The organism is Paraburkholderia jirisanensis (genome assembly GCF_054782355.1).
The window spans coordinates 97,223-120,822 of the sequence record NZ_BAAGSQ010000002.1 but is presented as its reverse complement, the minus strand read 5'-3'; the positions used below and the strand labels follow the sequence as shown (position 1 = coordinate 120,822).

Annotated in this window: 16 protein-coding genes; 10 read left to right on the top strand and 6 right to left on the bottom strand. The window is 61.8% G+C overall.

Annotated features, from left to right (window positions below; translation table 11 throughout):
- The first annotated feature begins 7 nt into the window (after nt 1–7).
- The 6 genes from gcvT to ACYVNQ_RS00915 all read left to right on the top strand — a co-directional run bounded on the left by gcvT (nt 8) and on the right by ACYVNQ_RS00915 (nt 9,326).
- Complete coding sequence (gene gcvT, locus ACYVNQ_RS00940; protein WP_460900258.1) at nt 8–1,126, top strand: glycine cleavage system aminomethyltransferase GcvT; 1,119 nt, start codon at nt 8–10, stop codon at nt 1,124–1,126.
- 101 nt (nt 1,127–1,227) lie between these two features.
- Nucleotides 1,228–1,611, top strand: a complete 384-nt coding sequence (gene gcvH / locus ACYVNQ_RS00935; protein WP_460900257.1) for a glycine cleavage system protein GcvH — start codon at nt 1,228–1,230, stop codon at nt 1,609–1,611.
- Nucleotides 1,612–1,678: 67 nt separating this feature from the next.
- Entirely contained in the window at nt 1,679–4,609 is a 2,931-nt protein-coding gene (gene gcvP / locus ACYVNQ_RS00930) for an aminomethyl-transferring glycine dehydrogenase (RefSeq protein WP_460900256.1), read from the top strand.
- Nucleotides 4,610–4,885: 276 nt separating this feature from the next.
- Nucleotides 4,886–5,980, top strand: a complete 1,095-nt coding sequence (locus ACYVNQ_RS00925; protein ID WP_460900485.1) for an alginate lyase family protein — start codon at nt 4,886–4,888, stop codon at nt 5,978–5,980.
- Between the two features lie 31 nt (nt 5,981–6,011).
- A complete protein-coding gene (locus ACYVNQ_RS00920; protein WP_460900255.1) occupies nt 6,012–7,400 on the top strand; it encodes an L-serine ammonia-lyase in 1,389 nt (462 codons plus the stop codon).
- Nucleotides 7,401–7,616: 216 nt separating this feature from the next.
- Nucleotides 7,617–9,326, top strand: a complete 1,710-nt coding sequence (locus ACYVNQ_RS00915; protein WP_460900254.1) for a thiamine pyrophosphate-binding protein — start codon at nt 7,617–7,619, stop codon at nt 9,324–9,326.
- A gap of 193 nt (nt 9,327–9,519) precedes the next feature.
- Here ACYVNQ_RS00915 and ACYVNQ_RS00910 read toward each other — a convergent pair whose 3' ends face one another.
- Nucleotides 9,520–10,509, bottom strand: coding sequence for a hypothetical protein (locus ACYVNQ_RS00910; RefSeq protein WP_460900253.1), 990 nt, complete (start codon nt 10,507–10,509; stop codon nt 9,520–9,522).
- A gap of 170 nt (nt 10,510–10,679) precedes the next feature.
- Here ACYVNQ_RS00910 and ACYVNQ_RS00905 point away from each other — a divergent pair, with 170 nt between their 5' ends.
- Nucleotides 10,680–11,327 carry a hypothetical protein gene (locus ACYVNQ_RS00905; RefSeq protein WP_460900252.1) on the top strand — a complete coding sequence of 216 codons (648 nt, stop codon included), beginning with the start codon at nt 10,680–10,682 and terminating at the stop codon, nt 11,325–11,327.
- Nucleotides 11,328–11,485: 158 nt separating this feature from the next.
- Here ACYVNQ_RS00905 and ACYVNQ_RS00900 read toward each other — a convergent pair whose 3' ends face one another.
- Nucleotides 11,486–11,920, bottom strand: a complete 435-nt coding sequence (locus tag ACYVNQ_RS00900; protein ID WP_460900251.1) for a hypothetical protein — start codon at nt 11,918–11,920, stop codon at nt 11,486–11,488.
- A gap of 130 nt (nt 11,921–12,050) precedes the next feature.
- On the bottom strand, nt 12,051–12,419 hold the full coding sequence (locus tag ACYVNQ_RS00895) for a hypothetical protein (RefSeq protein WP_460900250.1): 369 nt from the start codon (nt 12,417–12,419) through the stop codon (nt 12,051–12,053).
- A gap of 685 nt (nt 12,420–13,104) precedes the next feature.
- On the opposite strand from ACYVNQ_RS00895, the gene ACYVNQ_RS00890 reads away from it, so the two are divergent.
- From ACYVNQ_RS00890 to ACYVNQ_RS00880, 3 genes are all read left to right on the top strand, one after another.
- Nucleotides 13,105–13,416: a hypothetical protein gene (locus ACYVNQ_RS00890; RefSeq protein ID WP_460900249.1), complete on the top strand. Its 312-nt coding sequence runs from the start codon at nt 13,105–13,107 to the stop codon at nt 13,414–13,416.
- Between the two features lie 232 nt (nt 13,417–13,648).
- Nucleotides 13,649–14,152 carry a hypothetical protein gene (locus tag ACYVNQ_RS00885; protein ID WP_460900248.1) on the top strand — a complete coding sequence of 168 codons (504 nt, stop codon included), beginning with the start codon at nt 13,649–13,651 and terminating at the stop codon, nt 14,150–14,152.
- 118 nt (nt 14,153–14,270) lie between these two features.
- Nucleotides 14,271–14,684 carry an S-adenosylhomocysteine hydrolase gene (locus ACYVNQ_RS00880; protein WP_460900247.1) on the top strand — a complete coding sequence of 138 codons (414 nt, stop codon included), beginning with the start codon at nt 14,271–14,273 and terminating at the stop codon, nt 14,682–14,684.
- Between the two features lie 217 nt (nt 14,685–14,901).
- Here ACYVNQ_RS00880 and ACYVNQ_RS00875 read toward each other — a convergent pair whose 3' ends face one another.
- The 3 genes from ACYVNQ_RS00875 to ACYVNQ_RS00865 all read right to left on the bottom strand — a co-directional run bounded on the left by ACYVNQ_RS00875 (nt 14,902) and on the right by ACYVNQ_RS00865 (nt 23,259).
- Nucleotides 14,902–16,050 carry a branched-chain amino acid ABC transporter substrate-binding protein gene (locus ACYVNQ_RS00875; RefSeq protein WP_460900246.1) on the bottom strand — a complete coding sequence of 383 codons (1,149 nt, stop codon included), beginning with the start codon at nt 16,048–16,050 and terminating at the stop codon, nt 14,902–14,904.
- Between the two features lie 89 nt (nt 16,051–16,139).
- Nucleotides 16,140–20,081 carry a trifunctional transcriptional regulator/proline dehydrogenase/L-glutamate gamma-semialdehyde dehydrogenase gene (gene putA, locus ACYVNQ_RS00870; RefSeq protein WP_460900245.1) on the bottom strand — a complete coding sequence of 1,314 codons (3,942 nt, stop codon included), beginning with the start codon at nt 20,079–20,081 and terminating at the stop codon, nt 16,140–16,142.
- A 787-nt stretch (nt 20,082–20,868) separates the two neighbouring features.
- Nucleotides 20,869–23,259 (bottom strand): primosomal protein N', encoded by a 2,391-nt coding sequence (locus ACYVNQ_RS00865; protein ID WP_460900244.1) that lies wholly within the window; start codon nt 23,257–23,259, stop codon nt 20,869–20,871.
- Nucleotides 23,260–23,600 lie beyond the last annotated feature (341 nt).

Genomic DNA, 23,600 nt, shown 5'->3' with positions numbered 1-23,600 from the left:
GGCCCCGATGACCGAACTCAAACACACCCCGCTCCACGCCACGCACCGCGCGCTGAAGGCCCGCATGGTCGATTTCGGCGGCTGGGACATGCCCGTCAACTACGGCTCGCAAATCGACGAGCACCGCGCGGTACGCACCGATGCCGGCATGTTCGACGTGTCGCATATGTGCGTGGTCGATTTCACCGGCGCGCGGGTGCGCGCATTCTTCGAGCGTGCGCTGGCAAACAACGTCGGCAAGCTGAAAACGCCCGGCAAGGCGCTTTACTCCTGTCTGCTGAACCCGCAAGGCGGCGTGATCGACGATCTGATCGTCTACTACTTCGCCGAGGATCATTTCCGCGTGGTCGTGAACGCCAGCACCGCCGACAAAGACATCGCATGGTTCAAGCAACTCAATACTGAAGAAGGCTTCGGCCTGACCATCACGCCGCGCCGCGACCTCGGCATCGTTGCCGTGCAAGGCCCGCAGGCGCGCGAAAAAGTATGGGCCGCGGCGCCCGCCGCGCGCGCCGCCAGCGAAGCGCTAAAACCGTTCAACGCAGCAACCATCGCCGGCACGCCATTCGGCGAACTGACCGTCGCCCGCACTGGCTACACCGGCGAAGACGGCTTCGAAATCATCGTACCGGCCGCTCACATCGAAGCATTGTGGAACGCATTGCAGGCGCAAGGCGTGCGCCCGGCAGGCCTCGGCGCGCGCGACACGCTGCGCCTCGAAGCCGGCATGAACCTGTACGGCCAGGACATGGACGACACCATCTCGCCGCTCGACGCCGGCCTCGCGTGGACCGTCGACCTCGCCACCCCGCGCGACTTCATCGGCCGCGCCGCGCTCGAAGCGCACGGCATGCAACACGGCTTCGTCGGTTTGCTGCTGCACAAGGAAAACGGCAAGGCCGCCGGCGTGCTGCGCGCGCACCAGAAAGTAGCCACGCCGCATGGCGACGGCGAAATCACCAGCGGCACTTTCTCACCGACCATGCAGGAATCGATCGCCTTCGCGCGGGTGCCGCAAGCCGTCCAGACCGGCGACACCGTGCATGTACACATGCGTGACAGAGCGTTTCCCGCAAGCGTGGTAAAACTGCCGTTCGTGCGCAACGGCAAAGTGCTTGTCGGTTGAGCAGGTCCGGTCATCGAGCAGTCATGGAACCGTCGCGTGCGTCACGTCACTCTCTATCCATCAAGTTGCAACTTGAGCACACAACCGCATAGGAGCATCCGATGAGCACCCTCCCGGCCGACCTGAAATACACCGAATCGCACGAATGGGTCCGCACCGAAGCCGACGGCACGCTGACGGTGGGCATCACCGATCACGCGCAGGAAGCGCTCGGCGACATCGTCTTTTTCGAAGTGCAGCAACTGGGCAAAACGGTCGCGGCGGGCGACGCGGTCGCCGTCATCGAATCGGTGAAAGCCGCTTCCGATATTTTCGCACCGGTTGCCGGCGAAATCATCGAACAGAATCAGGACGTGATCGATGAGCCGGACTCGGTGAACACCGCACCGTATGAAAACTGGCTGTTCAAGGTCAAACCGACGGCCGGCGCCGCGCAAGACCGGCTGATGAGTGCCGACGCTTACGCGAAGTCGATCGGCGAATAATTTTCAATCACAGGCGCGGCGCTTCGCGAGCGAATCGACGAAGCGGCCGCGCCGGCAGGAATTTTCAATGAAGCACGAACACCCGGACCGTCTGATGAACCGCACCCCTCTCTCGCTCGCCGCGCTCGAAGTGCACGATGCCTTCGCCGAGCGGCATATCGGCCCCGATACGGCCGACCAGCAGGCGATGCTCGATGCGCTCGGCTTCGCGTCGCGCGCCGCGCTGATCGATGCGGTGATTCCGAAGACGATCCGGCGCGCCGACGAACTGCCGCTCGGGCCGTTTGCGCAGCCGAAAAGCGAAGCCGAAGCGCTCGCCGCACTGCGCGAGCTGGCCGACAAGAATCAGGTATTCCGCACGTATATCGGGCAGGGGTACTACAACGCGCATACGCCGGCGGTGATCCTGCGCAACGTGCTGGAAAATCCGGCGTGGTACACCGCGTACACGCCGTATCAGCCGGAAATTTCGCAAGGGCGTCTGGAAGCGCTGCTGAACTATCAGCAGATGATCGTCGACCTGACCGGTCTGGCGATGTCGAATGCATCGCTGCTCGATGAAGCCACCGCGGCCGCCGAAGCGATGACGCTGCTGCAACGGGTCGGCAAGTCGAAGTCGAACGTGTTTTATGTGGCCGACGACGTGCTGCCGCAAACCATTGAAGTGGTGAAGACGCGCGCGTTGCCGGTGGGTATCGAAGTGAAGGTCGGGCCCGCTGCGCAGGCCGCCAGCGCGAACGCATTCGGCGTGCTGCTGCAATATCCGGGCGTGAACGGCGACGTGCGCGACTACCGCGCGCTGGCCGATGCGGTGCACGCCGCCGGCGGCCACGTGATCGCCGCCGCCGACCTGCTCGCGCTGACGGTGCTAACGCCGCCCGCCGAATGGGGCGCGGACGTCGCGGTCGGCAACTCGCAGCGCTTCGGCGTGCCGGTCGGCTTCGGCGGCCCGCATGCCGCGTACCTGGCGGTGCGCGACGAATTCAAGCGGCAGATGCCGGGGCGGCTCGTCGGCGTGACCGTCGATGCGCAGGGCAACCCGGCGCTGCGTCTCGCGCTGCAAACCCGCGAACAGCACATCCGCCGCGAAAAGGCGACGTCGAATGTGTGCACCGCGCAGGCACTGCTCGCGATCATGGCCAGCATGTACGCGGTCTACCACGGCCCGCGCGGCCTGAAGACGATCGCGCAACGCGTGAACCGCATCGCCGCGCTGCTGGCAGCGGGCGCGAAACAGCTCGGCTATACGCTCGTCAACGAAAGCTTCTTCGATACGCTGACGTTCGAAACCGGTGCGCGCACCCAGGCGCTGCACGATGCGGCAACGGCCAAGCGCATCAACCTGCGGCGTGTCAGCGACACGCGCGTCGGCGTATCGCTCGACGAAACCACCACGCGCGCCGATCTCGCCGACCTGCTCGCCGCCTTCGCGCAAGCCGCTTTCGCGAGCAACGTGCCGTCGATCGACGAACTCGATGCGCAGCTCGGCATCGCCAACACCTTCCCGGCCGCGCTGGAACGCACCAGCGCGTATCTGACGCACCACGTCTTCAACCGTCACCATTCGGAAACGGAAATGCTGCGCTACCTGCGCAGTCTTTCCGACAAAGACCTGGCGCTCGACCGCTCGATGATCCCGCTCGGCTCGTGCACGATGAAGCTGAATGCAACGTCGGAGATGCTGCCGGTCACGTGGCCCGAGTTCGGCCAGATTCACCCGTTCGCACCGGCTGAGCAGACCGTCGGTTATCGCGAGATGATCGATCAGCTCGAGCAGATGCTGGTGGCCGCGACCGGTTATGCCGCCGTATCGCTGCAGCCCAATGCCGGCTCGCAAGGCGAATACGCGGGCCTGTTGATCATCCACGCGTATCACGCGTCGCGCGGCGAAGGCCACCGCGACGTGTGCCTGATTCCCGCTTCCGCGCACGGCACCAACCCGGCTTCGGCGCAGATGGCCGGCATGCAGGTGGTGGTGGTCGCGTGCGACGCGCAAGGCAACGTCGACGTCGAAGACCTGAAGAAGAAAGCCGCGCAGCACGCCGACAAACTCGCGGCGATCATGATCACGTATCCGTCCACGCACGGCGTGTTCGAACAGAACGTCCGCGAAATCTGCGAGATCGTGCATGCGCACGGCGGCCAGGTATATGTCGACGGCGCGAACATGAACGCAATGGTCGGTCTGTCGGCGCCGGGTCAGTTCGGCGGCGACGTGTCGCACCTGAATTTGCACAAGACGTTCTGCATCCCGCACGGCGGCGGTGGACCGGGCGTCGGTCCGGTGGCCGTCGGCGCGCACCTCGCGCAGTTCCTGCCGAACCAGCAATCGACCGGCTACGAACGCGCGGCACAAGGCATCGGCGCGGTGTCCGCAGCGCCGTACGGCTCGGCATCGATCCTGCCGATCTCATGGATGTACATCGCAATGATGGGCGCGAAGAATCTGACCGCGGCCAGCGAAACCGCGATCCTCAACGCGAACTACGTTGCTAACCAGCTGGCGTCGCATTACCCGGTGCTGTACGCGGGTCCTGGCGGGCTGGTCGCGCACGAATGCATTCTCGATCTGCGCCCGCTGAAGGATGCAAGCGGCATCAGCGTCGACGACGTCGCGAAACGCCTGATGGACTATGGCTTCCACGCGCCGACGATGAGCTTCCCGGTGCCGGGCACGCTGATGGTCGAACCGACCGAATCGGAATCGAAAGACGAGCTCGATCGCTTTATCGAAGCGATGATCGCGATCCGCAACGAAATCCGCGCCGTCGAGGAAGGCCGCGCCGACCGCGAAGACAATCCGCTGAAACACGCGCCGCACACGGCCAAGGCGGTTGTCGCGGACGGCTGGAACCACGCCTATTCGCGCGAAACGGCCGCGTATCCGCTGGCATCGCTGGTTGCGAACAAGTACTGGCCGCCGGTCGGCCGTGCCGACAACGCGTATGGCGACCGCAATCTGTTCTGCTCGTGCGTTCCGATGGCGGATTACGAGTAAGCGCAGCCAGTAAGCAAACGGGAAAGCCTGGCAGAGCATGGATGGTCGCCAGGCTTTTTTATTGCACGAACGCAAGCTTGGGCTTCGATGCGTGACGTGGATTGAGGTGGCTGCGCGGCGCCTTGTCCAGTGGCCGTCCTGCGTTGCGCCGCGGGCGGGATCACGGAAGATGGCTGTCTGCCGGGTGTGAGTCAGGCTACCATCTCACCTTGATCGAACCACAGGGAGCTTTGCATGATGCGAAAGGGGCAGGCGCCGCAGCGCCAGACTGCGCCAATGCGCTCGACGTTGCCGTTTCGTATGCCGGCTGCCGGCCTGCTGCTCGCGCTCGGAGGGCTCGCGCTGACGCCGCTTTCGGCGCGCGCCGCGATGAACCTGTGCGCCGCCCCCGCGCTGCAAACCAGCGAGCGCACCAATTCCGATCCGGGCGTCAAGGCACTGATGAGCAACGTTCAGGCGCACCTGAACGACCCATCGCATGCGCTACCAAAGCTGCACACCGAAGGCACCCTGCCGCACGAAGGCATCTACGACCAGAGCAAGGAAGCCGAACAGGACCTCGACCTGCTGCGCGACGCGGCGCTCGCGTGGCGCGCCACCAGCGACGACCGGTATCTGAAGTTCGTCGATCGCGTGCTGTACGCGTGGGTCACGACCTACCAGCCGTCGTTCAACCCGATCGACGAAACGCCGCTCGAAGGGCTGATCCTCGCTTACGACATGACCGCAAGCGCGCTGCCGGTGAAAACGCGCAATGCCGCGATGGCGTTTCTGACGAAGCTCGGCAACGGCTACATCGCGCAAATCGACGAACAGCCGCGCCCGCTCACCGGCAATTTTCGCAACAACTGGCAAAGCCACCGGATCAAGCTGATCGCGATGGCCGCGTTCACGCTCGACAACCGCAAGATGATCGATGCCGCGCAGCGTCTGTTCGTCGAACATATCGACGACAACATTGCGCCGGACGGCTCGACGATCGATTTCAAGGAACGCGACGCGCTGCACTACGTTACCTACGATCTGCAGCCGCTCGTCACGGCTGCGCTGGCGGCGCGCCGCCACAACCGCAACTGGCTGACGCAGCGCGCGCCGAACGGGGCGACGCTCGCCGCCGCACTCGGCTGGCTCACACCCTATGCGACCGGCGCGAAAACGCACGACGAATTCGTGCATTCGAGCGTACCGTTCGATGTGAAACGCCGCGAAGCCGGCTTGCCCGGTTTCACCGGCCAATGGGACCCAAAAAACGCGGCGGAACTGTTCCACCTCGCCGCACGGCTCGACGGTCGTTACACGCCGATCGCGCTGAAACTCGCGCCCTCGCCGCCCGCATGGCTAGCGGTGTGTCTACCGCTACCGGCGCGCTAATTTCGAATCTAGCGTTTTAGCAGGAGCCGTCATGGCCGTCAGCGTATTCGACCTCTTCAAGATCGGCATCGGTCCGTCCAGTTCACACACCGTCGGTCCGATGCGCGCCGCGCTGATGTTTGCGCAGGGGCTCGAGCGCGACGGCCTGCTCGCGCAAACTACCGGGCTCAAAGTCGATTTATACGGCTCACTCGGCGCCACCGGCAAAGGCCACGGCACCGACCGCGGCGTGATGCTCGGCCTGCTCGGCGACGCGCCGGACACCGTCGATCCGCAAACCATCGGCGCGCGCCTCGAAGCGATTCGCACGGCGCGCAAACTCGCGCTGCTCGGCAAGCATGAAGTGCCGTTCGTGCCGAAAGATCACATCTCGTTCTATCGCCAGGCGCTCCCTGAACATCCGAATGGCCTGAAGCTGCGTGCGTTCGATGCGCAAGGCGAGACGCTGCGCGAAGCGACTTATCTGTCGGTCGGCGGCGGTTTCGTCGTGACGGCGGGTGCGCCGAATACCAAAGTGCTTGCGTCGGTCGATGAGCGTACGCATCCGTTTTGCACGGGCAACGAATTGCTCGCGATGTGCGCATCGAGCGGCAAGTCGATTGCGCAGCTGATGTGGGAAAACGAACGCGCGTGGCACAGCGACGAAGAAACGCGCGCCGGCCTGCTGAAGATCTGGGACGTGATGCAATCGTGCGTGACGCGCGGCTGCGGCATCGGCAACCCGGACGCGGATGGCACGCTGCCGGGACCGTTTCAGGTGAAGCGGCGCGCGCCGCAGCTATATCGCGCGCTGACCGGCAGCCCGGAGCGCGCGCTGCAGGATCCGCTGTCGATGATCGACTGGATCAACCTGTATGCGATCGCAGTGAACGAAGAGAACGCGGCTGGCGGCCGTGTCGTCACCGCGCCGACCAACGGTGCGGCGGGCATCATTCCCGCCGTGCTGCATTACTACACGCGCTTCATGCCCGCGGCGAACGAGCAAGGCGTGATCGATTTTCTGATGACCGCTGCGGCGATCGGCATCCTGTACAAGTTGAATGCGTCGATTTCCGGTGCCGAAGTGGGCTGTCAGGGCGAAGTGGGCGTGGCGTGCTCGATGGCGGCAGGCGCTCTCGCCGCGGTAATGGGGGGCACGCCGCTGCAAGTCGAAAATGCCGCTGAAATCGGCATGGAACATAACCTCGGGCTGACCTGCGATCCGGTCGGCGGCATGGTGCAGATCCCGTGTATCGAGCGTAATGCGATGGCATCGGTGAAGGCCGTCAACGCGGCGCGCATGGCGCTGCGCGGCGATGGCAGTCACTACGTGTCGCTTGATTCGGTGATCAAGACGATGCGCGAAACCGGCGCGGATATGAAGACCAAATACAAGGAAACGTCGCGCGGCGGGTTGGCGGTGAATATCATCGAATGCTGATGCGGGGCCGCGGGTAGCGCAGTGCTGCGACGCGTTGCAAGTTCGTGACAGCGGGCACGCGGGCGGCGTAAGCTTGTGGGCGTTTTGCGCGGATCGCATCGCTGCGGTTAACGCGATTGCTGCAGTTGCTGCTGTTGCGGATTTCATCCGGCGCTTGCGCTCTTCATTTGCGGCTTGTTCGTTCAGCCCGACCACAACATTCGAGGTGTCTTCGCAATGTCTCAGTCGAATTCTTCTGCAGCATCCACTTCCACTACCACCGGCGCGCGGCTGATTGTCGATGCATTGCTGACGCATGGCGTCGAGCGCGTATTTTGCGTGCCGGGCGAAAGTTTTCTTGCGGTGCTCGATTCACTGCATGACGAAACCGAACGCATCCAGACGATCGTTTGTCGCCACGAAGCCGCCGCCGCGAACATGGCCGAAGCGGTCGGCAAACTGACCGGCCGCCCGGGCGTTGCGATCGTCACGCGCGGCCCCGGCGCAACGCACGCATCGATTGGCGTGCACACCGCGTTTCAGGATTCGACGCCGATGATTCTGCTGATCGGCCAATGCGCACGCGAGCATATGGACCGCGAGGCTTTCCAGGAAATCGACTACCGCAGGATGTTCGGCCAGATGGCCAAATGGGTCGCGCAAATCGATGACGCGCGGCGCATTCCGGAGTACCTGAGCCACGCGTTTCACGCCGCGACATCGGGACGGCCCGGCCCGGTGGTGCTGGCGTTGCCCGAAGACATGTTGAGCGAAGCGTGTGCGGCCGTGCCTGGCGCGCCGGCTTATCAACGGGTGGCAGCGGCACCGGCGCCGGCGCAGATCGAGCGATTCCATCAGTTACTCCAAAGCGCGCAACGGCCGATGGTGATCGCCGGCGGCAGCGGCTGGACGCCGCAAGCGTGCGCGGACCTGCGCAGCTTCGTCGAGAACTGGCAATTGCCGATCGGCCTCGCGTTCCGTTTTCAGGACACGCTCGACAACGAGCATCCGAACTACGCGGGCGATGTGGGGCTTGGCATCAACCCGGCGCTCGCGCAGCGCATTCGCGACGCGGACCGGTTGATCGTGCTCGGCCCACGGCTGGGCGAATCGACGACGGGCGGCTACACGCTACTGGATATTCCGAAGACCACGCAGACGCTGGTGCACGTGCATCAGGGCGCGGACGAGTTAGGGCGCGTGTATGCGGCCGACCTGCCGATTGTGTCGGGGATGCCGGAGATTGCGGCGGCGCTGGCTGCGCTCAAACCTTCTGCGGCACTGGCGTGGCAAGGGGCGGCGGCGGACGCGCATGGTTCGTGGCTCGAATGGCGCAAGCCGCGTGCGATTCCAGGCGATGTTCAACTGGGCGAGATCGTTCAGCAGTTACGCGAACGGCTGCCTGCTGATGCGATCGTGACGAACGGTGCTGGAAATTACGCGACGTGGGTGCACCGCCATTTTGCTTATCGGCATTTCCGCTCGCAACTGGCGCCGACCAGTGGCGCGATGGGTTATGGCGTGCCCGCGGCGATTGCGGCGAAGTCGTTGTATCCGCAACGGACAGTGGTGGCATTCGCCGGCGACGGCTGCTTCATGATGTCGAGCCATGAACTGGCGACGGCGATGCAATATGGGCTGGCTGTCGTGTTTATCGTCGTGAACAACAGCCACTACGGGACGATACGGATGCATCAGGAGCGGCATTATCCGGGGCGCGTGCATGGCACGGGGCTGACGAATCCGGATTTTGCGGCGTTTGCGCGGTCGTTTGGCGCGCATGGTGAGACGGTTGAACGGACTGCGGATTTTATGCCGGCGTTTGAGCGGGCGGTGGAGTCGCAGCGGCCGGCGTTGATTGAGATCAGGTTGCCGCAGGAGGCGAGTACGCCGGGGGCGACGTTGGAGCAGATTCGGGAACAGGGGAAGAGGATGCGGGGGGCGTGAGGTCTTCGGCTGCGTGATCCATTGCAAGGAAACGCAATTCGTGAGACTGCGCCCGGTTCAAGATCAACGACTCGACCAGCATTTCGTCGCCACGGTCAAAGCCTACGCGAAGGAAATTGCGAGAATCGCTGGATACGAATCGCGAATTCGTGGGATCGAATACTTATTCAAGCTACGAGGGTCCGGTGAACGCCTATTCGAACGGCGGTTCGTCGTCGTCACCCTTGGGCAGGGCGCCAGCCGGAAGTGGAAGATTACTGACGACGTATAGGTTCAAAATGTCGTCGCGGTCCATGAACATCACTTGACTCCGTTTCGTTGCATCGAGCTTATTGCCAAGCCAATTTCTCGCTGCCTTTGTGATCTCTCCGCCAGCGACTATGAACGCATGGTCAACGAGCACGCGCTTGCCGATCTCGGGATCGAAGATCTCATGCCCGAGCATCATCGATACCTGGTTGTGAATCTCCGCGACATTAGCGTTCTCGCCTTTGCTCATGCCGGATGCGTCGAGCTTACCCTTCTTCGCCTGAATGCCGAAGTAAAGTACGTGTTGCGTGGGTAGCACGAATTTCATCCAAACATCTTTGCCGTATTCGAGGGCCTTGTCCTTGTGGCCGGCCGCAGTAATCCGATGGAAACCCAGTTGTCGATATAGAGGTAACAGGACTTCCTCGATCAGCTCGTCCTCCGAAGCCCTATCGAGATATGCGATCAATTGCTCTCGGCGCTTCAGTTCCGCAGCTGAAAACGGACGGTGGGGGTTGGCTGGCGCAGCCACGATCGTATTGGTGGCTAGATGGCGCAGATAGCATTTCTTGTCTTGCGCATAGAAAGGCTCAAAGCCTTCCCTTGCCAGCGCTGTTGCTAGCATCCCTAACGCGCCCGGCCTGTCTTGCCCTTCGTTTTGGGCATCCGCTTGATCCATCAGCGTCGCGATCACCCGGGCGAAAGTCTCTGGGGGTGTATTCGGGCCGGGTTGAGGCTCGGCGAGGATGGCGCGCAACGTCTCCGCGACCCAGCAATTGCGGGTTGATCCGTCATGCGCATAGTCAGTGTCGCAATCATAAAAGAATTCCGTCAGGCGACTGCTGCTGCGATAGATGAATGAGCTAGTCTCCGTTGGGAAGTTGCCGCAAATCATATCGGCGATCTGCATGAGAGTGCGCTGTTTAAACTGCATCTTGTCGTCCTTGTCTCGCTGATCAAGCAGCTCGTTTCTATTCCTCAGGGTAGCTGTGATTATTACAGCATCAGGCAAGAGTAGAAAAAAGCGACTATCGTGTCGCGCTCGACGGTCAAACAGCTGAGCTTGATACCATTGCGCGCAGATCAAAAATTGGGGAGTGGCGCATGAGTTGGCATCACGGGGATTGGTTGTCTTTGGCTCAAGCCGCAGCGGGTACTTTAGCTGTGATAGCCGCGTTATCGGTCGTTTTTATCCAGGATCGTATCGCTAGACGCAATGCTGCGGAGGAAGCGTGGAGGAAGGCTCGTATTTTGGCGACGATGATCGATGCTCAAACGTTGGGGCCAACGATTGACCTTTCCACGCTGGTTCACACGCTCGACGAATTCCAGCGGATTGATCCAAATCCAAGGAAGTTCAGGCAGGTGGTCGAAGATCTCAAACAATTTGGTTACCGGGTAAGTGCCGACCAGCTTGTCATGCTTTTACCTCTCCCGAACGATTGCTCTGGCATGCTCGCAGGATGTTTCGGCAGGATGGACGCAGCGATCGATTACACCCGCTTCATCTCCGAGTCGGCCTATGAGGACGGAGGCCATGCCGAACGAAAGAGGGCTGCACAACGCATGCATGTACTTGTAGCGGATGCGCATGCACTGCTCTATGGTGCCCGCACGACTTTGAGGGCGTATCGGCTTATCGACGATGACCAAATGAGCACCGTACGCGCTCTGGCCTTTCCGCCGATGCAGGCGGAAAGCGGCGCGCCGCTGAGCCCGACGCAGCCTACCAAGCAGGCAAAGATGAGCTAGGACTTTCTCTGCCATACCTCGCGCTCGCCGCCCATCATTCTGCTTCGCGATCCCGGCAGTCCCAACATTTCCGTCGTTCCAGCATCACGAATTCAGTTTACCTACACTTTCTGCCAACCCCGGGGACCGCAATTTTGCGGCCCTACGCGCGCGCTGGGCTAAGTCGGCTTCCCGTCTTCGCTTGATATCCGGAACGACGACTTATTTTCGTCCGTGAATTCGATGAATTCGTCATGCACGGTTATTTTCGCGATTGGATCAATATGCCAGTATTGCCATACTAACTCTCCATTCTCGGCAATCAGTATCAATATATTCTCATCGACTGCGAGTGCTGCCCCTGCGATATCTACTAAATCGGATATCTTATACACAGCGCTGTAGGCTCGTTCGGCCAAGCCGTCGTGTACGCGTAAAATCTCATGTCCGTCCGAAACAAAGAGAATGCCATTTTTGCCACAGAGCAACCGAACTTCGTTGTGCAGCGTAATTTTTTTCTCCACACCACCTCGGCAGACGAGAAAATCAACCATCTCACCATTTTCCGCAAAGCTAATTTTGATTTTCGAGCTGACATCAAATATAAGTTTCATGCGCCATTTTTCGATAGTTATCAAGTATTCGCCAGCGTCCTCAAACAAATCGAAACTGGCGGTGAATGATGCAACTGACTGAATATCGCTCGAAAACGGTCCAATACGACATCCGCCTGCTCGAGCGTGGTTATCTTGGATTAACCCTTTCCTCGCATATCCAAACCCAATTTTCGTGGTGAAAATAAAACGCAAGTTTTTTGTCTTGACATATCAAAAGACTATCGTCGGAAATCTTGCCCAAATCGATTGGATCCATTAATCGAGAACTATTAAAATAATCGATGTATATACCTCGATGTATCTTTCTCTCGGCAAGAATTTTGGCCGCAGTGCTGAAAGCATTGCTCTCAACCAAAGTACATTGCTCATTCAAGCTGCGCTCTAGATCACCTAACTTCTCGGCCAGTTGCTCCCATTTTCCGCCTGCAAAGCCACGCCACCGATTCTGACGCTCCCTTTTTACAAATTTATCGATGAAATATATAAATTCATTCATATCATATCGTTGACGGAAAAGCATAATGGTATTCGCAAGCACCCGCGCTTTCTGCTCTCATAAAAGTTCGATTCGCGGTGAGTGGATTAAGATGAGATTTGTGCCAGCATAATTTCGTCGACTCTCTGTAACTTTTCCTCGTAATGTCCATCGTTAGTAGGTTTCATCGCCTGCAGCGCTTACGCCGGTGCAGATGCACCCGAGAGCAACGGATTGCGAAGTTCCGCGAAGAGACATCGCTTGCCTACGACGAACGTAGTAATCAGATGACAGGCTATTCGGTCCGTATGTCGCACACGCTCTGTGATTGCGTAGTCGCATTCCCCTTCTCCAGTTTATTTTTTGGATTTCTAATTTCAATCAGATATTTCTCATCTCCTGATAATCTACCTAAGAAAATTCAGGATATAAATAGGATAAATCTTGGATTAACTTTCGGTTTGTCGATTGGGTATATTTTACTCAATCGAACAGTTGTATTTTTAGCCTGCGCGAGTGTAACATCGCGACGTTCTGAGGCATATACTTTCACCACTGTCGAAAACGGTGGAGGATCCAGCTCAAGGATAATGCTGCAGCGATTAATCTTGGCGGCAGTATGTCCGCATTTTCAATCCGATCATCTTCGTAGGCATATCTCGTATTTTTATTAACCTTTAAATTGGATTAAATTTAAGGAAACACTATGAGCAAGAACGTTCAACAGCCGATTCCTTCGAAGAAACATAAAAGGCGTTACGATCACTTGGAGCGCTTCAGTTTGGCCGCTGTCAGCAACGCCGCTCGCGCCAGCGAACAGTTGGACCACATTCGCGCAATGCTCGACATGATCGCCCGCGATGAACAAACTGCTGGCGATCACCGTTCGTTGCTCCAAGGGCTTGCGGAGCTCACGCACAACTATGCAGCTGAAGCGCGCATGGACATGGAGCACCTGTCGATTGCTCAGATGCGGCATACACCTCGCTGGAAGGAATTTAAGAAGAGCGCGCGATAGCCCGGCACAGACGTGCCGATCCCGGCCAGCCGACGTCGACACTATGTGGATCTAACCAGTTCTCATGGTGTCGATGTCTCTGCCGCGTCGCGACTGGCAAGTAACGCGCATCACCGGCCGCCTATTGCAAGAGTTCGCCAGCAAGTTACCAAGCTCACGTCAGTTTCCGTGAGGAAGCGAGAAATTTGACTGCCACTGTTACGTCGGCGGCAGAGGACTTGAAGATCAAAAAATGAAACGCATCACTATTTTTAGTTTGGCACTGCCTTTAATTTCGAGCGTCGTGCATGCCGGTCCGCTAACCCCGGCAGCAGTGTCGCTAGATATCGATACATACGGAGCAAAGTCGACCGTCGCAAACTTGGATCGTACCGGACGTTTTGGAAGAATCCTCGATCGCATTGCGGCGGGGCAGAGCGAGTGGATTCAGCTAGCACCGCGGCTCGCGAAAGGCACAGACGCGGGCAATTCTGCAGAATTGACGATCGCCCTTGCACAAGCGTTGCCAAAAAATCCAGATGCTGTGCTTACTGTGCTCGATGGCACCCCCATCACTAACTTCGACGCGGTCTGTGGTGTGCCCTTTATCGAGCCCTCGCCAGACGACGTATTAACGTATCTAGGCAGCACAATCGCCGCGGTAAAGAGCGCGCAGAAGTCGGTGCATACCAATTCAAAAGCTGCCTGCCTCGTTGCTCTTGAGCGAGCAAAAGCCGATTCACAAACGTTGCGATAACAGACACATACCTCGCGAAGCGAACTTCATCGGAAGGTGCACGGAGCGCAACTGCGTCAGTGTCGCCGTATTGTCATCAATTAAGCTCTCTGTTCAAAAGACAGAGAGGAGTTGACTCATGAAGCTCGACGACCGCATCCGGCGCTCAATATCTCAGGCGCGGTCGTCTTGCGCCGAGAGTTTGCGTGGATGGGAAGCTCTTCGCACATTGGGCGGGTTACTGGCTCATCTCGTCGAGGACGGCGCGCTTGTCGGGATCAGCAAGGGCGCATTCGCTAGAACGCCCATTAACAAGTTCGCCGGCCGGCAAATGGCAGCTGGATCCTTGGAAAGTATCGCGGCAGAGCTGTTTAACAAGCTTGGAATCGAGGTCACTTCAAGCCGGTTCGTACAGGAATACAACAGCGGGAAGCGCACCCAAGTTCCGAATACCGCAATAGCCAATACCGGACGCCACCGCATCACCCGGAAAGTGACGATGGGAAACCGCACGCTAGTCTATGAAAAGCGTTACCGACGAAGTCGAGTCTGATTTCGAAGATTGCCGCAACGTCAGGAATGCCAAAAGGCTTGGTCCTGTGGTTGCCCCAAAAGACGTCCCTATCACCAACGTATTCTGAGCTTTCCCAGACTCACCTTTCGCACATCTCGCACCGGACAAACCGAAGGCGATCCGCAAAGCGCCAACAAAAAAGCCCCGTGAGTCACAACCTCACAGGGCCCCGCTCGTCACACGCAGCGCAGTCGGCTTACTTCCCACCCACGCTTTGCAGCGTCGTCCACTTGCCGTCGACCACCTTGTACAGCGTGATGCCACCGTTCTTCAGGTCGCCCTTGCTGTCATACGCAAGGTCCTTGGCCGTCACCGCCGCCATGTTGGTCTTCGCCAGTACCGGCAGATACTTCGCCGGGTCGGTCGAGTTCGCCTTCTTCATCGCGTCGAACATCGCCATCGCGCCGTCGTACGCATACGGCGAGTACGTCTGCACGTCTTCGTTGAAGCGCTTCTTGTACTTGTCGGTGTAGTCCTTGCCGCCCGGCATTTCTTCCAGCGGCAGGCCGGCCAGCGAAGCCACCGTGCCGTTCGCCGAGTCACCCGCGATCTGCAGGAAGGTCGGCGTACGCACCATTTCGCCGCCCATCAGCGGCGCCTTCACGCCCAGCGTCTTCATCTGCTTGACCATCGGGCCCGCCTGCGAATCGGCGCCGCCGTAGTAGATCAGGTCCGGGTTCTTCGACTTCAGCTTGGTCAGGATTGCCTTGAAGTCGACCGCCTTGTCGTTGGTGAACTCGCGGTCGACGATCGTGCCGCCCGACGCCTTCACCGCCTTCTCGAACTGGTCAGCCAGACCCTGGCCGTACGCGGTGCGGTCGTCGACAATCGCGATCTTCTTCATGCCGAGGTTCTTCACCGCAAACGTGCCGGCCACCGAACCTTGCTGCGTGTCGGACGTCATCATCCGGAAGGTCGTCTTGAAGCCTTGTTGCGTGTACTCAGGCGCCGTCGCCATCGAGATCTGCGGAATGCCCGCGTTCGCGTAGATGCGCGAGGCCGGAATCGTCGTGCCCGAGTTGAAGTGGCCGAGCATGCCCTTGATGCCGTCGTCCACCAGCTTCTGCGCGACCGTCGTGCCGGTGCGCGGATCCGCCTGGTCGTCCGCCACGTCCAGCACGAAGCGCACCGGCTTGCCGCCGATCACCGGCTTGGTCGCGTTCATGTCTTCCACAGCCAACGTGATGCCGTTCTGGAAATCCTTGCCGTAGTGGGCCTGCGCACCCGTCATCGGACCGGCGAAGCCGATCTTCACGTCTTCAGCCTGCTGTGCCTGCGCTACCCCCGCGAGCGACATGACCGCAACCAGCGTTGCGCCTGCCAGCTTTTTCATCGTGTGTTGCATATCATCTCCTTGGTACCTGGTGTGGATGGAGCAGCCTTCGGGGTCGCCGTGCCGCTACCGTTTTATTGAGTCGGTCGGGAAAGGTTCGCTCAGCCGATCGTCATCAAATTTGCATTGCCGCCTGCCGCCGCCGTGTTCACGCTTACCGAGCGTTCCGTCAGCAGACGCTCGAGCGCGTAGTCTTCGTCACCGTCTTCCAGTGCTCGGGCCGCCACGCCTTGCACCGATACGATCGGGCCCGGCCGCTTCGCGATGTCCTTCACCAGCGTCAGCAGTTCGTCGCTGTCGCCTTCGAACAGCACCGCGTCGTAGGTGGCATCGGCGCTGTTCTGTACGCTCGCGTGGCGCTTGAGCGAGGCCGGCAGCGCGCTGGCCAACTGTTCGCCTGCCGCGCCGGAGAACAACGCGTGGTTGCCGGTCGCCAACGCCGCCGCCAGTTGCACTCGCGCACCACCCGGCGTCGACGCGACGCACAGCACCGTGCCGCGGGGCCCAAGCGTGTATGTGTTGCGCTCGCCGGTCGGGCCGGACAGCACCGCAGTCGCGCCGGCCGGTACGTGCGACAGGTAACCGTCGCAACGCGCCGCCAGCACCGGCTCACGCTCCGCAATCAGCCAGTCGCGCAACGCGATCAGCGCGCCGGCCGGATGGTCGGCTGCCGCGCCGTCGCCATTTTGCGCGGGCGGCCGCGTGTCGGCCACCAGGGTCTGTGCGAGCGACTTCGGCAAGCCTGCCGGACGCCGCGTCAGCAGCCGCTGCAGATACAGCGCGCCGCCCGCCTTCGGCCCCGTGCCCGACAGCCCTTCGCCGCCAAACGGCTGTACGCCGACGACCGCGCCGATCACGTTGCGGTTCACGTAGATGTTGCCCACGTGCGCCGCGCCGATCACGTGCGCAATCGTCTCGTCGATACGCGTGTGAATGCCGAGCGTCAGGCCATAGCCGGTCGCGCGGATCTGCTCGAGCAGCTTGTCGAGCGCGCTGCGGCGGTAACGCACCACATGCAGCACCGGGCCGAACACCTCGCGCTTCAATTCGTCGATGCTGTCGAGTTCGATCAGCGTCGGCGGTACGAAGGTGCCGGATGCGCAGCCTTCCGGCATTGGCAGTTGCTCGACCGTGCGGCCTTTCTCGCGCATCGCCGCGACGTGCGCGTCGATGCCGCGCTTGGCCTGCGCGTCGATCACCGGGCCGACGTCCACCGACAGACGGTCCGGATTGCCTACCGCGAGCTCTTTCATCGCGCCTTTCAGCATTTCCAGCGTGCGCTCCGCAACGTCTTCCTGCAGACAAAGAACGCGCAACGCCGAACAGCGTTGACCAGCCGAATCGAAAGACGACTGCAGTACGTCCGCCACCACCTGCTCCGCGAGTGCCGACGAGTCGACGATCATCGCGTTCTGGCCGCCGGTTTCGGCGATCAGCGGAATCGGCTTGCCGTCGGCGTCGAGGCGGCCGGACAACGTGCGGTTGATCAGCCGCGCGACTTCGGTCGAACCGGTGAACATCACGCCGCAGGTACGCGCGTCGGCCACCAGCGCTGCGCCTACGGTTTCGCCGTCGCCGGGCAGCAGTTGTACTGCGCCTGCGGGTACGCCTGCTTCGCGCAGGATACGCACCGCTTGCGCGGCGATCAGCGGGGTTTGTTCGGCGGGCTTGGCGAGCACCGTGTTGCCTGCCGCCAGCGCCGCGGCCACCTGACCCATGAAGATTGCCAGCGGAAAATTCCACGGGCTGATGCACACCACGGGGCCAAGCGGCCGGTGCGTGTCGTTCGAGAACTCGCCGCGGATCTGGGTGGAGTAGTAGCGCAGGAAATCGATCGCCTCGCGGATTTCCGATACCGCGTTGGCCAGCGACTTGCCCGCCTCGCGCACGACCAGGCCCATCAACGTGTGCATCTGCGCTTCAAGCAGGTCGGCCGCGCGCGCGAGGCAATCGGCGCGGGCTTCGACCGGTGTGGCCTGCCAGATCGGCGCGGCGGCTACGGCGTGTGCCAGCGCGGCGCTGACCTGTTCCGGCGTCGCGTCGGCGACCGTACCGACCAGGTCGCGCTGATCGGCCGGATTGCGCACGTCGCGCGCCGGGCCGACGGGGATGTCGTCGTCGGCCAGCATCGGCGCGGCACGCCACGGGTGATGCGCGCTCGCCAGCAGCGCCGACGACAGCGACGCGAGCCGATGCTCGTTGGACAGATCGAGGCCCATCGAATTGAGGCGCTCCGCGCCATACAGATTGCGCGGCAACGGAATTTTCGCGTGCGGCGCGCCGAGCGGCACGATCTTCGATGCCTCGTCGACCGGATCGGCGACCAGCTCCTTGACCGGCACGCTTTCGTCGGCGATACGGTTCACGAACGACGTATTCGCGCCGTTTTCCAGCAGACGCCGCACGAGGTACGCAAGCAGCGTTTCATGCGTGCCGACCGGTGCGTACACGCGGCACGGCCGGTTCATCTTGTCGCGACCGGTGACTTCCTCGTACAGCGGCTCGCCCATGCCGTGCAGGCACTGAAACTCGTATTGGCCGGGATAGTAGTTCTGCCCGGCGAGGTGATAGATCGCCGCCAGCGTATGCGCATTGTGCGTGGCGAACTGCGGATATACCGCATCGGGTGCCCCGAGCAGTTTCTTCGCGCAGGCGACATACGACACGTCCGTGTAGATCTTGCGCGTGTACACCGGATAGCCTTCGAGACCGTCCACCTGCGCGCGCTTGATTTCGCTATCCCAGTACGCGCCCTTCACCAGCCGCACCATGATGCGGTGCCGGCTGCGCCGCGCCAGATCGATCACGTAGTCGATCACGAATGGGCAGCGCTTCTGGTAAGCCTGCACCACGAAACCGATACCATTCCAGCCCGCCAGCTCCGGATCGAAGCACAGCGCCTCCAGCAGATCCAGCGACAGTTCGAGGCGGTCTGCTTCTTCCGCGTCGATGTTCAGGCCGATGTCGTAACGGCGCGCGAGTACCGCGAGCGCCCGCACACGCGGCAGCAGCTCGCTCATCGTGCGTTCCTGCTGCGCGCGCGAATAGCGCGGATGCAGCGCGGACAGCTTGATCGAAATGCCCGGGCCTTCGTAGATGCCGCGGCCGCCGGCCGCCTTGCCGATCGCGTGGATCGCCTGTTCGTACGACGCGTAGTAGCGCTGCGCGTCTGCCTCGGTAGTGGCCGCTTCGCCGAGCATGTCGTACGAGTAGCGAAAGCCGCGCGCTTCGTACTTGCGGCTGTTGGCGAGCGCTTCCGAAATGTTCTCGCCGGTGACGAACTGCTCGCCCATCAGGCGCATCGCCATGTCGACGCCCTTGCGGATCAGCGGCTCGCCGCCCTTGCCGATCAGCCGCGTCAGCGCCGACGACAGCCCCGCTTCGCTATTGGTCGTGACCAGCTTGCCGGTGATCATCAGCCCCCAGGTCGCCGCGTTGACGAACATCGACGGCGCGTGGCCGACGTGCGACTTCCAGTCGCCCTTGCTGATCTTGTCGCGGATCAGTGCGTCGCGCGTGGCGCGATCGGGAATGCGCAGCAGCGCTTCGGCGAGGCACATCAGCGCGACGCCTTCCTGGCTCGACAGCGAAAACTCGTGAATCAGCCCTTCGACGCCGCCGCCCGAACGCTTGCTGCGCAGCGTTTCAACCAGCTTCGCCGCCAGCGCCTGCACGTCGTTCGCGAGGTTTGCGGGCAGGCGCGCCTGGCCTAGCAGGAACGGCACGCACTCCGGTTCTGGACGCCGGTACGCCGCCGTGATTGCCGCGCGCAGTACCGATTGCGGCTGCACGCTTTGTGCGAATTCGAGAAACGGGTGAGATGCTCCTTCTTCGTCGGTAACCGCTGCGCCTTCCGACAGATCGGTGGTGCCGTGCGTGCCGGACAACTCGGGAGGCAGCTGGCCGTGCTCAATCTTTTCGAGATACGCGAAGATCGCCTGCTTGATCAGCCAGTGCGGAGTGCGTTCCAGACGGGCGGCGGCGTCTTTCAGCCGGGCGCGCAGCAAATCGTCGACTTTGACGCCAAGGGTCGTGCTAGCCATGTTTCCTTCTTGATTCGCCAGCGCGTGGAGGCCGGCCAGAGACTGAAAAGTTGGCGAATCGTAACTCTCCCAATAAAAAGGTGCAACCAGTTTGCGAGAATGGTTGCACCCCGTTGAAACGCTTTATGGACAAGGAGTTACGGCGGTTACACCGGTCCCGCCGGAGGCCTGATCGGCTTGGTACTTTCCCTGGCAAATCTTTTTGCGTTGCACCCTACGGCAACCCCGGCCCAGGCCGATAACCAGGTAAGCAATACGCGAAGTCGCGTCAAGCAAGTAAAAACGACCGGCAATCAGGGTGGGTGAAATGGAAAAGCTTTTGGTTGTCGCTGGAATCTGGACGATGTGCGCGGCGTGCGCAGTGATCTTCATCCGCGGTGCGACGCGCACGGTTGCGCGCCCGGTCATGCAGCGCGAGGCGGAAAACCTCGGCCGCGCTCCGGCAGGCAGTGAACACGCAGGCTAACGCCGCGTGAGCAACGCGTACGCGAGGGCGTTACGGTTGGAATGAATAAGATGGCGGGTGTCGGCCGCGCGATCGGTGCCCGCGCTGGAGCCAGCGAGGTCCGGAATGCTTTGTTCGATCGAATGCAGTTTGTCGGCGCGGTATCAACAGCCGGCGCAACCCAACCGCCGTAAGCCTGCCGTCGCGGGCCGCGGCCTCTGGAACGCGGGAATGGCGGCGCCAGCTGCCGTCCGGTACGCGAATAAGGCGCGCCTGCGCGCTCGCGCGGCGCGTGACCGGTTGCGGTATTGAGTGTGTCGCGCGGGAAGCCTGCCGCGCGCGTCAGATATCGAGCGGGTCCACCTCGATGCTCCAGCGCAGTACGCCCTTCAGCGGGCGCAACAGCGGCTGCCACGCGCGTAAGGTGGCCTGCAGCGCGGCGCGTGAAGCGCTTTCCACCAGCAGCTGCGCGCGATGCACATGCATCACCTTGACGATCGTCAGCGGCACCGCATCGTACGCGGTCACGCGTTCTGCAGCCGGGATCTCCGACAGCAAGGCGGCCGCCTGTTGCAGGAAGGCCAGCGCGGCTTCCAGCGTGCGACCCTCGGCGCGCAACATCGCCTGATAGACGAACGGCGGCAAATGCGCGTCGCGGCGCTCGGTGAGCGTGGCGCCCGCAAAGCCGACGTAATCGTGACGTCCCAGCGCGTGATATAGCGCATGACGCGGGTAACGCGTCTGCACCAACACTTCGCCCGGCAAACCGGCGCGGCCGGCGCGGCCACTGACCTGCATCAGCTGCGCAAATAGCCGCTCGCTCGCGCGGAAGTCGTGCGAGAACAGCGCGGTGTCCGTGTTCAGCACGCCGACCAGCGATACGCGCCGGAAATCATGTCCCTTCGCAATCATCTGCGTGCCGACCAGGATATCGACCTCGCCCGCGTGCACGTCGGAAAAAAGCGCCTGCGCGCTGCCCTTGCGGCGCGTGCTGTCGGCATCGATGCGCAGCACGCGGGCAGTTGGCAGCACCTTCGCGAGCGTTTCTTCGATGCGTTGCGTGCCGCGGCCCAGCGGTGCGAGATCGACGTTGCCGCACTCCGGGCACGAGCGCGGGATGCGCGCTTCCCAGCCGCAGTGGTGGCAGCGCAACGTGCGCTCGGGTTTGTGCAGCACCACATACGCGCTGCATCGGGGACAGCCGGCCACCCAGCCGCATGCATCGCATGCGAGCTGCGGCGCGTAGCCGCGGCGGTTCAGGAACACGAGGCTTTGTTCGCCGCGCTCGAGGCGCGCTTTCAGTGCCGCGAGTAGCGGGCCGGATAAACCTTCGACCGAAGCGCGTCCGCGTCGCCGTTCTTCTTCCAGATCGATCAGCTTGACCGTCGGCAGCGTGGCGTCGGCCACTGCGCGGCGCGATAGCGTCAGCCGACGGTAGCGGCCCTGATCCGCCTGCCACCAGCTTTCCAGCGATGGCGTCGCCGAGCCCAGCACGACCGGCACGCCCAATTGTTTGGCGCGCCAGATCGCCAGATCGCGCGCCGAATAGCGCAGGCCTTCCTGCTGCTTGTAGGCGGGGTCGTGCTCTTCGTCGACCACTACGATTGCCAGTTGCGGTAGTGATGCGAGCACCGCGAGGCGCGTGCCGAGTACGATGCGCGCCCGCCCGGTGTGCGCGGCAAACCAGTTGCGCGCGCGTTCGCCTTCGGCGAGACCGCTGTGGAGCGTGACGATTGCGCCGGCGTCGAGCGCGGCGAAGCGCGCACGGAAGGCGGCTTCGAATTGCGGCGTCAGGTTGATTTCCGGGACCAGCACCAGGCCTTGCGCGTGCGGGCGGGCAGCGAGTAGTGCGGCGAGCGCCCGCAGATACACCTCGGTCTTGCCGCTGCCCGTCACGCCATGCAACAGGAATGGCGCAAAGCCTTCGGCTGCGGCGATTGCATCGACGGCGGCGGCTTGCTCGTCGGTTAGTTGCGGTAGTCCGGTGAGATCGGGAGAAGCGGTGGTTGCGACGGCGACCACCGCGGCGGTCTCGGTCTCGGTCGTGGCGGTGATCCCAGTCGTGGCGGTGGTCCCAGTCGCGGCGGCTGTCCCACTAGCGGTCTCGGCAGCGGTCTCGGCGGCGATCGCGGTCGCGACATGCGGCGCGACGGCGGCTGCCTCGGTCACTTCCAGCGCGACCCAGCCTTTGTCACACCATGCGTCGAGAGTGGCGATCGCTTTCGGATGCAAGGCGCGCGCATCGCCGGACGACAGCGTGGCGGCCGCGATCAGCTCGTCAGCCAACCGGCGCAGCGCGGTGGCGCGCGGTGGCACCGCATCGGGCAGCGCGTCGCGGCCGGCGGGCAACAGCCGGTAGCGCTGCTCAGGCGCGAGCAGCCGCGTCCAGCGTTGCGCGTCGCGCAGCGCCTGTGGCAACGCCGGCAACGCGACTTCGCCAAGGCCGCGCTGATAATAGTCCGCGGCAAAGGCGGTCAACTCGAGCCACTGCTTCGACAGCGCGGGGCATGCAGTGCACACGCTTTCGACGTCGCGCAGACGCTCGTCCGGCACCTCGCTGTGAGCGGTCACTTCCCATACCAGCCCCACCACCGACCGCTTGCCGAACGGCACACTGACGAGCAGCCCCGGCTGCGGCGCGTGGCGCGGATCGCAGCGGTAGTCGAATAGAACAGCCAGCGGATGGTCCAGCGCGACCCGAACGAACACGCGGTTCACCGGTTCAGTCGACATAGGTGAGCAGGCCAGAAGCCGCCGACAGCGAACAAAGGGCTAGCCAGCCGAAGTTAAAGTGAAACATTACAATCGGCGCTAAGTTTAGGATTCGGCTGAACAATTGTGCGCTTCGACGCCCTGTGGATAACTTTGTTGAGAAGTCGGCGGCGGCAGGCCGGAAAGCGCTTCGCACCGGCCTCCGTGCGGTTTACCGCACGCTCGTTCGCGCCCCCGCCAAACCCTTATGCACCAAGGCACTGACTAAAAATTGCCGGGTTTGGCAAGAACAATATGACGACTGAAGGTTCTACCGCGGCGCAGCGTGATGAATGTGTATAAGTCAAGTCTTGACATCTGCC

What these genes read in the sequence shown, in the direction of transcription:
- ACYVNQ_RS00915 (WP_460900254.1), top strand. Translation starts at nt 7,617, where the DNA reads ATGTCTCAGTCGAATTCTTCTGCAGCATCCACTTCCACTACCACCGGC.
- putA (WP_460900245.1), bottom strand. Translation starts at nt 20,081, where the DNA reads ATGGCTAGCACGACCCTTGGCGTCAAAGTCGACGATTTGCTGCGCGCC.
- gcvT (WP_460900258.1), top strand. Translation starts at nt 8, where the DNA reads ATGACCGAACTCAAACACACCCCGCTCCACGCCACGCACCGCGCGCTG.
- ACYVNQ_RS00910 (WP_460900253.1), bottom strand. Translation starts at nt 10,509, where the DNA reads ATGCAGTTTAAACAGCGCACTCTCATGCAGATCGCCGATATGATTTGC.
- ACYVNQ_RS00925 (WP_460900485.1), top strand. Translation starts at nt 4,886, where the DNA reads ATGCGCTCGACGTTGCCGTTTCGTATGCCGGCTGCCGGCCTGCTGCTC.
- ACYVNQ_RS00895 (WP_460900250.1), bottom strand. Translation starts at nt 12,419, where the DNA reads ATGAATGAATTTATATATTTCATCGATAAATTTGTAAAAAGGGAGCGT.
- ACYVNQ_RS00880 (WP_460900247.1), top strand. Translation starts at nt 14,271, where the DNA reads ATGAAGCTCGACGACCGCATCCGGCGCTCAATATCTCAGGCGCGGTCG.
- gcvH (WP_460900257.1), top strand. Translation starts at nt 1,228, where the DNA reads ATGAGCACCCTCCCGGCCGACCTGAAATACACCGAATCGCACGAATGG.
- gcvP (WP_460900256.1), top strand. Translation starts at nt 1,679, where the DNA reads ATGAAGCACGAACACCCGGACCGTCTGATGAACCGCACCCCTCTCTCG.
- ACYVNQ_RS00920 (WP_460900255.1), top strand. Translation starts at nt 6,012, where the DNA reads ATGGCCGTCAGCGTATTCGACCTCTTCAAGATCGGCATCGGTCCGTCC.
- ACYVNQ_RS00865 (WP_460900244.1), bottom strand. Translation starts at nt 23,259, where the DNA reads ATGTCGACTGAACCGGTGAACCGCGTGTTCGTTCGGGTCGCGCTGGAC.
- ACYVNQ_RS00905 (WP_460900252.1), top strand. Translation starts at nt 10,680, where the DNA reads ATGAGTTGGCATCACGGGGATTGGTTGTCTTTGGCTCAAGCCGCAGCG.
- ACYVNQ_RS00885 (WP_460900248.1), top strand. Translation starts at nt 13,649, where the DNA reads ATGAAACGCATCACTATTTTTAGTTTGGCACTGCCTTTAATTTCGAGC.
- ACYVNQ_RS00890 (WP_460900249.1), top strand. Translation starts at nt 13,105, where the DNA reads ATGAGCAAGAACGTTCAACAGCCGATTCCTTCGAAGAAACATAAAAGG.
- ACYVNQ_RS00875 (WP_460900246.1), bottom strand. Translation starts at nt 16,050, where the DNA reads ATGCAACACACGATGAAAAAGCTGGCAGGCGCAACGCTGGTTGCGGTC.
- ACYVNQ_RS00900 (WP_460900251.1), bottom strand. Translation starts at nt 11,920, where the DNA reads ATGAAACTTATATTTGATGTCAGCTCGAAAATCAAAATTAGCTTTGCG.